The sequence below is a fragment of the Pedobacter sp. R-06 genome (assembly GCF_049913135.1).
Classification (GTDB): domain Bacteria; phylum Bacteroidota; class Bacteroidia; order Sphingobacteriales; family Sphingobacteriaceae; genus Pedobacter.
In genome coordinates this window covers 4,284,384-4,298,953 of the sequence record NZ_CP183977.1, presented here as the reverse complement: position 1 = coordinate 4,298,953, position 14,570 = coordinate 4,284,384, and the positions used below count along the sequence as shown (strand labels likewise).

Sequence of the window (14,570 nt, the reverse complement as noted above, 5' to 3'; positions counted from 1 at the left end):
CTTTCTTTTGGATTTTACTTTAGTGATTGTTACTGAGGGGGCTACCTTACAATTGGCCTGATATTTGGTTTAATAAGTGCCGTGGCCTAGCTACACTAATCAAATTTTAACCTTTAAATTTTAAAACTATGGCTTTCAAAGCTAGATTAAATTTTTCAGGCAAAGAGTACCAGGTACTTCAGTATGCCTATGTGTTTAACCGTGATGTAGATCTATTTAGGAGTTCCTGTTCCATAAATCACGGTGCCAATATAAGTATCAGATCAGGCGAAAACCTGGATTAATTACCCTAATGTTCAATTGAGGTGTTGGAATAAATGGTGTTGCCGCTTAACGCCAACCACTATTCGCCCGGCACTGTTTTTAAACCTTTAACATGCAGATTATGCGCTCATACTTCCGTTTTAATATGTTTTTTGTTTTGCTATATATAGTATCTGCCTGTTTTGTAGGTTGTAATGGAGATGGCAAGCAGAATAGTAAACCAAACGATAATAAGATAACAGAAAAAGTAAGTGTTACCGATTTGTTTCTTTCTTATACCGATTCGGTGGCGAAGCTTCCTTTAACCAGGTTTAACGAAGCTGGTATAATATCATTGAACAAAACATTTGCAGCCAAATTACCGCTAACCATATATAACGGTAAAAAATATAGTGATGATAAAAGTATCATCGTTCAGCCCTATCAAAATAACGATACCGCTGCCATAAGTGCGGGGATTATATTATTGGTGCCAAAATCGATTACAGATTCTTTACGCATAGGAGATTTTACCCGGCACTTTGGGGATGTAAATAAAGAAAAGCCGATGATCGGTGTTACAGAGCAGCCGCGTCCTGTTCAGATAAATGTAAATGCCAATACAGCCATAAAATTAACTTTTAACGATAACGAGAAATTAGCGCTTGCCCATGTAACCATGGTTGAGGTTTTAAAATACAGATAAACAACAATGAACACGCTCGTAAAAATTAAGGAATATGATGCACACGGCGGACCTTCCAATGTGAAAATGGGGGGCGATGGCCATGCGCAAACCTCTACAACCACAGGTAGGTTTGTAATAAAAAGCATCGAAAAACATGTTAGTTATGGCCGTTACGCCACGTGGTCTGGTATCCCTTGGGGAACAGAAGTAAAAATAAGCGGTGGAATTGTGATGGTGAAACTGTCTGGTCAATGGAAAAAGTTAACCGATGTAAACGCACAGTGGGGGAAATATAAAAACGATCAAAAAGGGGTTACCGATGCTGTGCTAAAATACCAGCGCGACCTTTATCCCAATTCGCCGATTCCAAGCAAATGGCTGTTCAATGATTTTGGACATATTTCGGTGAAGTATTTCAAAGATACGAACAACGATCGGAAAATGAACGGGAAGGAATATATTATGGGCGATTTTATCCATACTACGCCGCCTGATGAAGCAGCAACAGCTGCCGGAAGGGTTTTCCAACTGGCAGAATCGCATGGTTGTATCCATGTTCGTCCAAATGACATCGATACCATGATCGGCAATGGTTATCTAAAAAAAGGTAATACTATAGAAGTGCATCCCTACACTAAAAAAGCTATAGAGGCGTCACCTAAAAGAAATGCAGCAGGAACGCAATTTGAAGTGCATTTTTATCCCGGGCTTTATAAAATTGCGGTTTATAAAACAATGTAGCCAATAACGCTACCGGTAAAGTAAATGAATATACTACATTATGGAAAACAAACTTATCGTAGAAATCAGTATTGAAGACTCAGCAATTGCACATTTTGCTTCTTTTAATCTGATACAGGCTTTTAACCAGCACCATTATTTTGAACTGCATTTTAACCACGATCAATTGGGTGCCCCGGGTTTGATCAGTTTAGATGATAGCCGCGATTTCGTGGGCAAAACCCTAACCGCTTCTTTTGGGCATTCGCCAGAAAACCTGCAGCATTTTTCCGGATTGGTTACAAAAGTAGAACTCTCACAAAGTCATGGCTACCATGGCGTACTTATTGTAAGTGGCTATAGTCCTACTATATTAATAGACCGTGGACCAGATTTAGGCTCTTATTTAGATAAAGACCTCGATACTATTGTTAGGCTGGCCACGAAAGATACCCCCGCTAACGACTTGACTATTGTGAGCAATGCATCAAGAAAAGCGGCGATCGATTACCTTATCCAATACCGCGAAAGCGATTTCGAATTTCTTAACCGTTTATCAGGCGAATACCATGAGTGGTTTTACTATGATGGAAAGCAGCTTAATTTTGGCAAACCCGACAAGCAAAAAGAAGTATCACTTTTTTATGGCCGCGATGTGTTTAACCTGCAATATGCTATGGAAGTTTCGCCCATCAAGTATAAACGTTTTGCTTACAATCCCAAACAGGATGAGATGCTGCAGAGCGAAAGTGCAGGTAAGGCTGATGGAAATCCTGATCTGGCACATGCCATTAAGGCCTCCAATAGCATGTATAGCAAAACCTTTAATCAGCCGTCCTTAATCAGGGTAGATAACAGCAATGATATTAAGAGCCATGTAGAAAATGAGGAGAAGGCACACATCAGTGAACTGTTAAAAATTAATGCCGGTGGTGATAATGCGTCGCTGGGTATTGGCAGCATCGCCGAAATAACGATGAGTATACGGAAAGAACTTGCTTTTGCAACCGAAAGCCTTGGTAAATTCCTGATTACTTCCATCAATCACCAGATAGATGGAACAGGTAAGTACAGCAATACTTTCGAGGGTCTGGTGGCCACAACCGAGCGTATCATGGTTAAGAATTACCAAAAACCACAATCGGATATGCAGCTGGCAGATGTGGTTGATAACGATGATCCACAGGGGCAGGGGAGGATTAAGGTTAAATTTAAATGGGAATGCCAAACCAACGATCCAACTGAATGGTTAAGGGTTGTCAGCCCCAATGCAGGTAGTGGTGATACCGGGAAAAACAGGGGTTTCCACGTCATCCCCGAAAAAGGCGACCAGGTGGTAATTGCTTTCGAAGAAGGTAATGTGGCCAGGCCGGTAGTAATGGGCAGTGTTTACCACGGCAAAAGCGGCGATAGTAGCGGGTTTAAAAATAGTAATACCAAGGGTTTAACATCAAGAAAGGGAAGCTGTTTAAGTTTTGACGATCTAAACCACGCACTGAACCTGGGTACCAATGCGGCAAACTATGTGAAGATCGAAAATGGACCAGGGTTAATTACCGCGGAATCTGCTGAGACAATCGTAATTAAAACAGGTTTAAGTAGTATTACGATGAAAAAGGATGGTACGATTGATATTATTGGCGAAATCATTAATATTCAAGGGAAGAACTCGGTAAACATCAATTGGGGAGATAAATCTGGAATTAGCGTATTTGTGGGTAAATCAGGTTATACGAATTACAGTTTTGATGGAAAAACTAAGAAAGAATCCGTAACGGAGGGCGTTTCAGTAACCAGCGGAACAACAATTCTGTCAAAATCGGATGGGGTACAAACGATAAATGGTAGTCAAGTAGATATTAATTAAGTTAGCTATGAGCAGATTTAAATTTTTTAGTGAAGATGAGCCAGTCCACATAGAAAATAAAACAGATACACAGTTTGATAAGGCAGTTGATACTGAAAAGACTGAGCCTATTCTCTTAAAATACCGTTGTGAGCAGACGGTTGCTACCAAATTAAATAATGTGATTACCAACCACGCAACCACAAAACGGGAGTTTCATGTTAAAAACAAAATTGACAATGGGAATCTGGTTGTAGAGGTTTTGCTTTTTGATAATATTATTCAGATAAATCCTTCTAATCTCTCGGAAGCAATGGATTTGTTTTCATCATTGGACCTGATTAAGTGTAATATAACTGTGCAGGTTGATAAAGAAACGGGTAGAATAAATAAAATATTGAACTATAGCGAAGTACTTAAAAATTGGGAAAGTTTTAAAAACAATTTAAAGGAGAGATACTCATTTTTGAGATCAAGTAATGCTGAGATAGAACTTCAAAAATTCATTTATTTGGCAGAAGCTCAGATTAAAGATGAAAAACTTCTTATTGAGGATATACACACCAAGTTGTTTTTCGATCTTTTTTTTGATCGGTATCTTGTTAAGTTATCAGATCTATACAAACCATATACTTTGAATTACCACTCCCAACTTTTCGAAGGTATTGCAGTGCCGTTGCATGTTTCATCAGAAATTATTTTTGAAAAACCATCAACTGTTGAACTTAAAAAACAGGGTAAGATGGATATAAAAGAGATTGATATTAATGCAATCAAAAAACAGTATGATCAGAAATTCCAGCCTGTTGTAGGATATAAATTTTCAGATTACGATTTTCAATATCAGGTTAGGCAGGTTATTAATACTGATTTGTCAATAATAGAAGAAACTGATGTTTTTCTTGCCGAAGAAGTTAAAAACAATGTGGAAGTAGTTGTAGACTATAAATTAAGGAGGATAGAATGAGTTATTCTTATGTACATGAGGGTGCTAATGTTATTTGTACCAATATGACTAATGGAAAACCGCTTCAGATTGGTATCAGTAGAGTTTCCACAGTAATCTTAGCAAGTAAAAAAGTACCCTTGCTAAATATTGATGATAGAAAAATCAGTGATACTTTTTCGTGCAAGGTTGCTAGCAAATTTTGGGGAGGATTACAGATTTTAACAGCTGTAATCGCGGTAGCTGCACTAGCTGTTGCAACAGTAGCAACCGGTGGGTTAGCATTGGTGGCAGCTGGGGTAATGCTTGCGGCTGCCGCAACCAGCATTGGTGCAGGTGTAACCGGTTTGTACAAGATGGCGCACGATTGTGATGCCACTTTAGAAGGGAAGTGGATGTTGCCGCATGGTGGTGTTAAAATTGATAAAAAAGCAGCCTTGCTTAATCAATCATTAATGAATTGCCCAAAAGGTGGGGTGGTTTCTATCATCATAGATCCGGTTATTGCAATGGCTGCCGCAAAAAAAATTACCAGCAATAATAATGCTGAAATTGCTGCGCATTTAACGTCGCAGGCCGTAATAGGTGTGATCACGGCAGCCACAGCTTTTACCCCAATAGGCTTATTGGTTGCAGCACCGATTGCAGTTTATGGTTATATCGATGGCGAAAACAGTAAGGAAGAAGCAGCAAAAAAAAATCTTCCCGTTTGGAGATGGAGTGATGTTGGGGAGAGTGCAAAAACAGAAGGAACTATCAACCAACCGGCTGGCGCAATAGGTGCAGTGGTAGAGAATGGAATAAATCTAACACGTACCAATCAACAAATTACCCGTGAAATGATGGAATTCAATACACAGGCAGCCATGAGAGAAGCTGCCGGTGATGCAGCTGGTGCTGCTAATTCCAGATTGGCTGCCGATATTGCATCAAGATCTTATCCTTCAACGCGTTCGGCACTGGTTGGTAAAGATTTTTTTAAGGGGCTGGGAAAAGGAATTGCGGGGGCTGTAGCTAACTATTTGATTGATAGAGGGTCAGATAGTTATGAGGCTGCAAAAGCAAAACAATCATTCATGGCATCTGATAATGCTAATAATCAAGATATAGATAATAGTATTGGGGTAGTAGCAAATAATCCAAAATAAATGAACAAGCAAGTTTCTCAGGCAATAGGTTGGGCAGTTGGGGTAATAATTATATTTCCAATATTGATTTATGGTATTAATATTCTATTCAAATCAAGGGGAAATGATTCCGCAAAGCATATTAACGAATATATAAATGGGTTTATTCCTATTTATATAGATTTTCCTAAATATTCTGATCTTAAACTATCTTATGATCAATATTCAACTTCATTGACAAGTCCAGCAGGAAGTATATATAAAATATCATTTTTCGATAAAGGATTTAAAAAGAACTACCAGATTACCTTCTTTGATTATCCTGACTTTGAAGCGTCAAAATTTACAACTGTATTGCACAATAAAAAAATAATAATTTATGTAAATAAATATGATATGTCTAATAAGTTTTATGGAACCAAAGAAAATCCAATACCTGTCTTTAGAGTAAGGGAGAATCTGCCAGATTCGGTTAGTATTAAAAGAGGCGAAGAAAATGGTTGGAATGTTGATATTACTGAAAACCAGTTTAAATATAATGTAGAACAGTACTTAACCTACATTATGCCAAAGGAGGAATTTCGGGAACGGTTCGAAAAACAGAAATGAATTGATTAAAAAATACAGGCGGTTTTTTAGGTTATATCGTTGGAGCTGCTATTATTTTACCATTGTTGCTCATTGCCTATAATTACTTTTTCATCAACAAGAATGACGGGAAAAAGTACATGAGAAGTTACATTGAAGATAGCATAGAAATAAAGTTAAATATACCAGCTGTTAAGACGAATAATATTAAAGACAGGATTGATCAAACTGTTAAGTCAAAATCTTTGACGATTTCCGTGGAAACTAAAAATATGGGACGGGATGGAAGTAAAAGAGCTAATATGGATTATCGATTGATTTATGACCATAACCTGAAAAAATATTTTAAGATTATCATGTTTGATCTATACTTTTTTCTGGGAAGTTAAAAAAAATGGACTCATTTATGCCAAGGTCAATAAATATGAAATGCAGAATTCTAAATTTGGGACTCAAGACAATCTAATAAATGTATTTAGTGCTCGTGGCTATCAAAATCCTTTTACAGAAGTTGTGGCTTCAAATCAACATCCTGAAGGTCAAAAAGTAATTATTGATACTTCGATAAAACAATATGAATATAATGTTTATATGTATCTTACCTACATTATGCCAAAGGAGGAATTTGAAAAGCGGTTTGAGCAGAAATAAATATTAACCACACTATGTAGAATGTTTTGAAAAAATAAAACATACCATTTTATAGATTTGTTTTTCCTAAACCCTAAACCCTAAACCCTAAACCCTAAACCCTAAACCCTAAACCCTAAACCCTAAACCCTAAACGCCCAATTATACGTCCAATCTCACATCTCCTGTATAATATCTCAAATCTCACCTCCCTAATCACTCGTTTCGAACAAAAACCGTATTTTTGCAAGCAATGGGAACACTTGTAGATTCAGGTATAAAGGGATATAAAAATTACGGCACGCATTTGCGCGAAAAGTATAAAGGGCAGCGTGTATTTAAAGTTATTGTAGATGGTGGTTTTACTTGCCCCAATCGCGATGGGAGCAAAGGTTATGGTGGATGTACGTATTGTAATGTAGATTCTTTTACGCCGGAGCCTTCACGTAAAAATCCAAATATTAAAGATCAGCTTGCCGAAGGCATGTTAAGGGCTAAAACCTCTTATAAAGCTGATAAGTATATTGTTTATTTTCAGCCGAACACCAATACCTACGCGCCGGTACATTATTTAAAGATGATGTATGATGAAGCGCTATCGATTAATACAGAAGATATTGTGGGTTTTGCAGTTGGTACACGGCCTGATTGTATTGATGCAGAAAAGGTGGCTTTATTGGAAAGTTATACCGACCGCTTCGATGTAGATTTAGAAATGGGAATGGAATCTATCTATGATGAAACCCTCGATCAGATCAACAGAGGTTGCAGTCATGGCGAATTTGTTGCTGCGGTAGAACTTTTAAAAGACAGTAAACTCGATCTGTGTGTGCATACTATTTTTGGCTTCCCGTGGGAAACGAGAGAACAGATGTACGGTTATATCCACGAAATTAATCGTTTCCCACAAATTAAGTTTGTGAAATTTCACCACCTCCATGTGGTAGAAGGATCGATAATGGGCGCTAAGTATAAAAAAGAGCCTTTTAAACTATTTTCTCTTGAAGAATATACCGATCTGCTTTGTGAGCTAATTCCGCTCTTGCGTCCCGATATTGTTATTCAGCGGCTTTTTGGTATTTCAGACTGGGATTTGTTGATTGCACCTAACTGGGGGCTTAACAAATCGGCAATTCAAACCTATATGGATAAAGAAATAGAAAAAAGAGGTGTAGTTCAAGGTTCTGCGTATTTATTGTAAAAAATTAAATTTTTGAACAATTTTTTTAAAAACCCGTGAAATTTCATGGGTTTTTCTGTTATTGATCAGTTTTTTAGGCTAATTTTTTATAAATTTTAGTTAAAATCATATAAATGATGGTTAATATGTGATTTTGTTTTTATTAAAAACTTACATTAAAATCCTCTGTATTTTTTATTATTTTTATTTTTAAGGTTAATTTTTGTGTTGTTTTATAAAAATCACTCATTTTTATTAAAATATTTCAATTTAATGGTGTAAAAACTACAATATGTCGTATTTTTAGAAAAATAAATCAAGCATATTTCAATTATTTAAACAATACAAACAAATTAAACTAAAAACTATGAGTAAATTCTCCTTTAAACAGTATGCGCCTTTTGCGATATTGATGATTGTCGCAATTTTCGCTCTATTTATTCCACTTCTTCCTAATTTTGACGAAGGCAAGTATAGTGGGCCTGATATTGCATTCATATTAATCGCAGCTGCACTTGTATTTTTAATGACTCCAGGCCTTGCATTCTTTTACGGTGGAATGGTTCATCGTAAAAATGTATTATCTACCATGATTAAAAGTGTGGTAGCTGCAGGAGTAATTACAGTTTTATGGACAGTAGTAGGTTTTAGTTTAGCCTTCGGAGATACTATTGGTGGCTTTATTGGAAATCCATCGACGTTTTTGTTCTTTAAAGGTGTAAATTCTGGAGCACCTCATCTTCAAGGAGGAGCAGACTTAACCATTCCGCTATCTTTATTTGCTGTGTTTCAATTAATGTTCGCCATCATTACCCCGGGTTTAGTGGTAGGTGCCGTAGCAGAGCGTATCCGTTTTACCTCATACATCTTATTTATTGTTTTATTCGCAATATTCGTTTATTCTCCGTTAGCCCACTGGACATGGCACCCACAAGGTTTCTTGTTTAAAATGGGTGTATTGGATTTTGCTGGAGGTACCGTAGTGCACATTTCTGCTGGTATGGCTGCATTGGCTGGTGCATTGGTTTTAAAACGTAGAAAATCTCACTTAGAGCATAAAGAAGTTCCACCTGCAAATATCCCTTACGTATTAATTGGTACTGGTTTATTATGGTTCGGTTGGTTCGGTTTTAATGCAGGTTCTGCATTAAGCGCAGGTAGTTTAGCTGTTTCTGCATTTTTAACTACAAATACCGCTGCAGGTGCTGCAGGTTTATCGTGGATGTTCTTTGATGTTGCAAGAGGTAAAAAACCTTCGGTTTTAGGTTTTTGTATCGGTGCAGTAGTTGGTTTGGTAGCCATTACACCAGGTGCAGGTTTTGTAAGTATTTCATCAAGTATATTTATTGGAGCTATTGCCGCAGTTATCTCAAACCTTGTGGTTTCCTGGAAACAAAAAACCAGTTTAGATGATACATTGGATGTTTTCCCTTGTCACGGTGTGGGTGGTATCGTTGGTATGTTGTTAACAGGTGTTTTTGCTACCAAAACAGTAAATGCTGCTGGTGCTGATGGTTTGTTTTATGGCAACCCTGCGTTCTTTATCACGCAATTAAAAGGTGCCGTAATTGTAATTATATTCAGTTTCGTTGTATCATTCATAATTTTCAAACTGGTAAATCTTATTAACCCAATCAGGGTTTCTGATGAAGAAGAAGAAATGGGTCTTGATGCATCTCAACATGACGAGAAATACTCTCAAGGGACCTTGCTGGTTGAAGAAAGAGCAATCTATATCGAAAAAAACAGTCCATTAACAGAATCAATATCTTAAGGATTTTATAATATCTAAACTCAAAATAAGCTCAAACATGAAGAAACTTTTAACCGCTATTTTTGCAATGGCCAGCACTACGTGTGCCCTGGCCCAAGAGACCACTACATCACCACTTGAAATTTCAGGATCGGTAGATACGTATTTTAAATATGATTTTGCCAAACGGGGTGATAACATTAAAACATCATTTGCCAGTGATCACAACTCGGTTTCGTTAGGAATGATCGATATTGCTTTAAAGAAAAAAACAGGCAAGGCGTCATTTGTTGGAGAACTTTCTTTTGGCCCAAGAGGACAATCGCAATCTATTCCTGATGCAGCTGCAGGCGGTTCATCATTTCATATTCAGAATTTGTATGTGAATTATGATTTTACCGATCAGTTTTCAATGACAGCTGGTTATATGGGTACATTTATTGGATATGAGGTAATCTCACCAGTTGGTAATTTCAATTATTCTACATCATACTTATTCACCAATGGTCCATTCCAGAATGCGGGCATTAAAGCAACTTATAAATTCTCTGATAAAGTGAGTTTGATGGCCGGTGTATTTAACGATTGGAATCTTTATTCAGCATCACGTGGTGTATCTGCAGTTGGTGGGCAGTTAATGGTTGCTCCGGTTGAAGGTTGGACTGCTTATATTAACGTATTGTCTGGTGCAGGTGCTGGAGGTTATGGTACGATTGAAGATTTAACCACTTCATATCAGATTACTGAAAAATTCAAATTAGGGTTAAATGCCGCAAATTATGATATTGATAATGACGGCGGTGGTTATGCAGGTGCGGCTCTTTATCCTCAGTACGCTGTTGCAGACGCAGTAACGCTAGGTTTAAGAGGTGAATATTTTAAGTATAAAAATGCAGGTGGCATTCAGGGCGCAAAATATACTTCAGTAACTTTAACTGCAAATATTAAATCTGGTGGTTTAACCTTTATTCCTGAAGTTAGATTAGATCACAGCGGAGACAAGCCATTCTTTAAAGAAGGTGGTGCAGCAGCTCCAAATGCAGGTCAATTCTCTTTAGCAGCAGTTTACGCTTTTTAAGAAAATAAAATTGTTAATATAAGGCCGTTCCGATGTAAAATCGGGACGGCTTTTTCTTACCTTTAAATATTTAGATTTATCTATTAACCAATTTCAAATGAAACATCTTCTTTTTATTATTCTTGCTCTTTTTTCAATTCGATTATGTGCACAACAGAAACAGTTTTCGAAAGATGATAACGGTAAATTTATTTATTATAAGGTGGTTGATTCGCAATTGATAAGCAAAGATTCTTTACTGCAAAGAGCCAAATCTTTCGTTAATGTAGCATATAAAAAATCGATGACACAAGAAACTGTTACCGATTCTTCTGTTCTGGCTAACGGAACGATGGTAATCGATAAGACAATTTTAGTTGCCGGGCATCCAAGTGGAGAAGTAAGTTATAATTTTGTTTTTGAGGCACGTAATGGCAAATATAGGTTTTGGTTAACCGATCTGCTGTTTATCCCATACCAAAGGGACCGTTACGGAAACTTTGTAGCCACGACCAAAATTGGAGTGCCTTTAGAGCGTACACCAGGTAAACTTAGCGCTGGTGCATGGAAAGATATTTTAAATAGCGCCTATAACAAAATAGAAAAATTTGGTGATGATTTTAAGAAGTATTTGGCTGCCAATAGGGTTGAAAAAGCCAAAAAGAAAACCGAAACCATTTCTACTAAAAAGTGGTAGCTAAAGCTTGCCAAATAATTCCTCAACCTTTTGGTAACGGAACTTAAAAATTTCGTTGATTTTGTTGTTCACCACTATAGTATTTACAATTACACCGATTGGTCCCCAGCCAATGCTATAGTGTAAGGTATCATGCATTAATACGCCGCCATCTATTTTTTCGAAATGGTGCTGGTGGTGCCAGAAAGCAAATGGACCAAACCGTTGCTCGTCGATAAAATACTCCTTATCCTTAACGTGTGTGATCTCCGTTACCCAGTTTAACTTTATGCCGAACAAAGGGGCAACCTTATAGGTGATAATCAGGCCAGGGTACATTTTACTATTGACGATGTTTGGTGAGGTTACATCAAAGGTCATATTTTTTGGGGTAATTTCGGCCAGGTTCATTGGCGACGAAAAAAAGTCCCAGGCGGCATCCAGATCAACAGGGAGTTTTTGGGTAAATTCTAATCTATATGTTTTCAAGTTTTTGTTTTAAAGCACAACAACAAAGATGGGGTTTTGTTGAAGATATTTAGGTTTAACCGCGAGGTTCACAGAATGTAGGCGCAGAGATCGCAAAAGATCTACATTTTGATCCGATAAATTTCTCCATTCCGCTAGTATTAACGGATTCCAAAAAAATGGGTCGTCATCTCGATCTGATAGCTATCGGATGGAACGCAGTGGAATGGAGAGATCTATCTAGACAGATTTAGCTTCGCTAAGCCTCCTATGTTTGTTCTCAAATCGAAAAAGAGATAAATTAGAATACTTAAGTGAAAAAGAGTGAGAGTGGATCTGAGCCTAAACAGCTTTTATATAGCATGTTCTCCCGAAGATAGCACCTCACTCTTTCTTGTCTTTTAGAGTCTGAACAGAATGTAAGGCGTACATATGTTGATGTATAGCCAGGATACCCAATCAGGAGAGAAGATGAAGGGAGACAACTCACTTTTGCTAATTTAATTAAAATTTATGGCAGAAATTGTAAAACAGGTTGTAGGCATTGATGTAGCACAAAATGAATTAGTGGTCTCGCTCGGCAGGATGAACCACGACACAGGCGTTGATATATATGCCTATAAAATATTTGCAAATACTGTAGCCGGTTTTGGCAGCCTTACCTCATGGGTTGAGAAAAAGACGGTGAAAGATGTTAAGGTACGATATGTAATGGAGGCAACCGGGGTTTATCATGAACATTTGGCTTATTATCTTTCAGATCAGGAAAAACAGATCAGTATTGTACTTCCAAACAAGATCAGCAATTATTTTAGAACATTGGATGTAAGGACAATTACAGACAGGACCGCCTCGCAGGCGATATGTCAGTTTGGACTGGAACGGAAACTGGAAGACTGGTTACAACCAAAAAAAATATTCAGAAACCTTAAGCAACTTACCCGTGAAAGAGACCAGCTAATCGCCGATAGAACAGTACTGAAAAATCAGCTACATGCCGAGATGTCGGAGAAATTCCCAAACCAGGGCAGTATAAAAAGAATATCCAAGCGTATCCAGCTCATCAATAAACAGGAACTGGAGATCAAAACCGAGCTTTCCAAAACCGTAAAAGAGGATGCAGAACTGGTTAAGAAGATAGACCTTATCACATCAATACCTGGGGTAGGTAAATTAACGGCCATAATTGCCCTTGCAGAAACAAATGGATTTGAACTGATAAAAAACAAAAAGCAACTGATAAGTTATAGCGGGCTTGATGTAAGGCTAAAGGAATCTGGAACCTCTGTAAAAGGAAAACCAAAGATATCCAAAAGAGGTAACAGGCATTTAAGGAAAGCGATGCATATGCCGGCAATAACAGCCATAAGGCACAATGCAAACCATAAAGCGATATTTGTACGCCTTGTGTCCAAACACGGGATCAAAATGAAGGCATGGTGGCCGTACAAAAAAAAATACTCGGACTTATATATACCATATACAAAACCAATAAACGCTTTGATATTGACTATAATAAGATCGCGATAGAAGAGGTAATAAATGGTTAGAGCAGCCATTAAAAAATGAACTGCCCTAATGAAGCTAGCTTAGAGCTGCCTTTAATAAATAAAGTTAAAAATTATTTGCGTATAAACACAGAATCTTCGGGTTCTCGGCTGTGCTCGAAATGACGGTGCCCGACTTTCGGACCTCTGACCCCAAGCTTTCCGGCTCTTTTAATGCACCATTTTATCTGCACAGGTAGAACTGGCAAATGCTTCCGGTTTAGCCTTAAAAATAAAGCCCATACTTAAAATATATCCCATAGCATCGTTAAGTGCTTTGTTTGATTTAAACGATGGACTGGTATTGATATCGGCATGTACTTCCAAAGCCACATCGTAAATATCAAGTAAATCACAAATGGAATAAGCGGTTTCGATTGATTTTTGTACTTCCATTAACATTCTTTCTTTAATGCTTACCTGTTGTGTGCTTTTTTCCTGGTGGATATACATAAAACCGCCATGATGTTCTCGTAACAGCACAATTACGGTTGCAAAATCGGTTACCGCACCTTTTACCTGCGAATCGGTACCAATGCAAACTTTAAGTTTAAAACCGTTTTGACTTTCTCTGATAATCGCGTTTTCTACTTCTTCGAGGATTGAAGATTGAATAATTTCACCACTAAATTTTTTCCACGTCATACATTTGTGTTTTTTGGGGTTAACGAATGGTAATCAGGTTTTTATAAAAATAAGTGCTAAAAATTAAATATGTGTTAAGTGCAGATTGTTTATTTGCTAACAAAAAGTTAGTTATCAACAAGTTAGTGATAATAGTTTAGATGAACTTATTATTTATTGAAACAAATTATTATTCGGTCCGTTAATATTTGTACATTCATTAAAAATTCTTAATTATGAGAGCAGAATTAATTCAAGAGCTCCAGTTATTACAAAATAGCAGAGCGAATAAATTTGCAGATGAACTGGCAGACAAGATCTTATCTTCGGTTGATGCAGTTAACGAAAAAGTGCTATCATCAATGTCTAAACGCGGCAATATGTTAATGTTACTCGAGAAAAGATTAAACTTTTCTACGCTGCGGAAACTTAGGGAAAGATTTTTCAAACCGTAACTAAGGGGGTAGTTCGGGTCGT

The 14,570-nt window shown here is 37.3% G+C and carries 17 protein-coding genes; 15 read left to right on the top strand and 2 right to left on the bottom strand.

What is annotated here, in order from left to right:
* Positions 1 to 128 precede the first annotated feature (128 nt).
* The 13 genes from tssD to ACN9MR_RS17065 all read left to right on the top strand — a co-directional run bounded on the left by tssD (position 129) and on the right by ACN9MR_RS17065 (position 11,475).
* On the top strand, positions 129 to 284 hold the full coding sequence (gene tssD, locus ACN9MR_RS17125) for a type VI secretion system tube protein TssD (protein WP_426325404.1): 156 nt from the start codon (positions 129 to 131) through the stop codon (positions 282 to 284).
* 101 nt (positions 285 to 385) lie between these two features.
* Positions 386 to 949 carry a hypothetical protein gene (locus ACN9MR_RS17120; protein ID WP_426325402.1) on the top strand — a complete coding sequence of 188 codons (564 nt, stop codon included), beginning with the start codon at positions 386 to 388 and terminating at the stop codon, positions 947 to 949.
* A 6-nt stretch (positions 950 to 955) separates the two neighbouring features.
* Complete coding sequence (locus tag ACN9MR_RS17115; RefSeq protein ID WP_426325400.1) at positions 956 to 1,672, top strand: hypothetical protein; 717 nt, start codon at positions 956 to 958, stop codon at positions 1,670 to 1,672.
* A 40-nt stretch (positions 1,673 to 1,712) separates the two neighbouring features.
* Positions 1,713 to 3,518 carry a type VI secretion system Vgr family protein gene (locus tag ACN9MR_RS17110; protein ID WP_426325398.1) on the top strand — a complete coding sequence of 602 codons (1,806 nt, stop codon included), beginning with the start codon at positions 1,713 to 1,715 and terminating at the stop codon, positions 3,516 to 3,518.
* Between the two features lie 7 nt (positions 3,519 to 3,525).
* A complete protein-coding gene (locus ACN9MR_RS17105; protein WP_426325396.1) occupies positions 3,526 to 4,464 on the top strand; it encodes a hypothetical protein in 939 nt (312 codons plus the stop codon).
* A complete protein-coding gene (locus ACN9MR_RS17100; RefSeq protein ID WP_426325394.1) occupies positions 4,461 to 5,591 on the top strand; it encodes a hypothetical protein in 1,131 nt (376 codons plus the stop codon). The genes ACN9MR_RS17105 and ACN9MR_RS17100 overlap by 4 nt, the downstream gene beginning before the upstream one ends.
* On the top strand, positions 5,592 to 6,179 hold the full coding sequence (locus ACN9MR_RS17095) for a hypothetical protein (RefSeq protein WP_426325392.1): 588 nt from the start codon (positions 5,592 to 5,594) through the stop codon (positions 6,177 to 6,179).
* 119 nt (positions 6,180 to 6,298) lie between these two features.
* Complete coding sequence (locus ACN9MR_RS17090) at positions 6,299 to 6,547, top strand: hypothetical protein (RefSeq protein WP_426325390.1); 249 nt, start codon at positions 6,299 to 6,301, stop codon at positions 6,545 to 6,547.
* Positions 6,548 to 6,587: 40 nt separating this feature from the next.
* The gene (locus ACN9MR_RS17085; RefSeq protein WP_426325388.1) at positions 6,588 to 6,809 is read left to right on the top strand and encodes a hypothetical protein; all 222 of its coding nucleotides are present in this window, start codon (positions 6,588 to 6,590) and stop codon (positions 6,807 to 6,809) included.
* A gap of 232 nt (positions 6,810 to 7,041) precedes the next feature.
* Positions 7,042 to 7,989, top strand: coding sequence for a TIGR01212 family radical SAM protein (locus tag ACN9MR_RS17080; protein WP_426325386.1), 948 nt, complete (start codon positions 7,042 to 7,044; stop codon positions 7,987 to 7,989).
* A gap of 346 nt (positions 7,990 to 8,335) precedes the next feature.
* The gene (locus ACN9MR_RS17075) at positions 8,336 to 9,742 is read left to right on the top strand and encodes an ammonium transporter (protein WP_426325384.1); all 1,407 of its coding nucleotides are present in this window, start codon (positions 8,336 to 8,338) and stop codon (positions 9,740 to 9,742) included.
* Positions 9,743 to 9,779: 37 nt separating this feature from the next.
* A complete protein-coding gene (locus tag ACN9MR_RS17070) occupies positions 9,780 to 10,799 on the top strand; it encodes a porin (protein ID WP_426325382.1) in 1,020 nt (339 codons plus the stop codon).
* A gap of 97 nt (positions 10,800 to 10,896) precedes the next feature.
* A complete protein-coding gene (locus tag ACN9MR_RS17065) occupies positions 10,897 to 11,475 on the top strand; it encodes a DUF4468 domain-containing protein (RefSeq protein WP_426325380.1) in 579 nt (192 codons plus the stop codon).
* Here the strand turns inward: ACN9MR_RS17065 and ACN9MR_RS17060 are convergent, their stop codons facing one another.
* Positions 11,476 to 11,943 (bottom strand): SRPBCC family protein, encoded by a 468-nt coding sequence (locus ACN9MR_RS17060; RefSeq protein ID WP_426325378.1) that lies wholly within the window; start codon positions 11,941 to 11,943, stop codon positions 11,476 to 11,478.
* Between the two features lie 492 nt (positions 11,944 to 12,435).
* Here ACN9MR_RS17060 and ACN9MR_RS17055 point away from each other — a divergent pair, with 492 nt between their 5' ends.
* Positions 12,436 to 13,452 (top strand): IS110 family transposase, encoded by a 1,017-nt coding sequence (locus tag ACN9MR_RS17055; protein WP_426325376.1) that lies wholly within the window; start codon positions 12,436 to 12,438, stop codon positions 13,450 to 13,452.
* Between the two features lie 188 nt (positions 13,453 to 13,640).
* On the opposite strand, the gene ACN9MR_RS17050 is transcribed toward ACN9MR_RS17055, so the two are convergent.
* Complete coding sequence (locus tag ACN9MR_RS17050) at positions 13,641 to 14,114, bottom strand: ribonuclease H-like YkuK family protein (RefSeq protein ID WP_057932807.1); 474 nt, start codon at positions 14,112 to 14,114, stop codon at positions 13,641 to 13,643.
* A 215-nt stretch (positions 14,115 to 14,329) separates the two neighbouring features.
* Between ACN9MR_RS17050 and ACN9MR_RS17045 the strand changes: the two genes are divergently transcribed.
* Positions 14,330 to 14,548 carry a hypothetical protein gene (locus ACN9MR_RS17045; protein WP_029274122.1) on the top strand — a complete coding sequence of 73 codons (219 nt, stop codon included), beginning with the start codon at positions 14,330 to 14,332 and terminating at the stop codon, positions 14,546 to 14,548.
* The last annotated feature ends 22 nt before the right edge of the window (positions 14,549 to 14,570 follow it).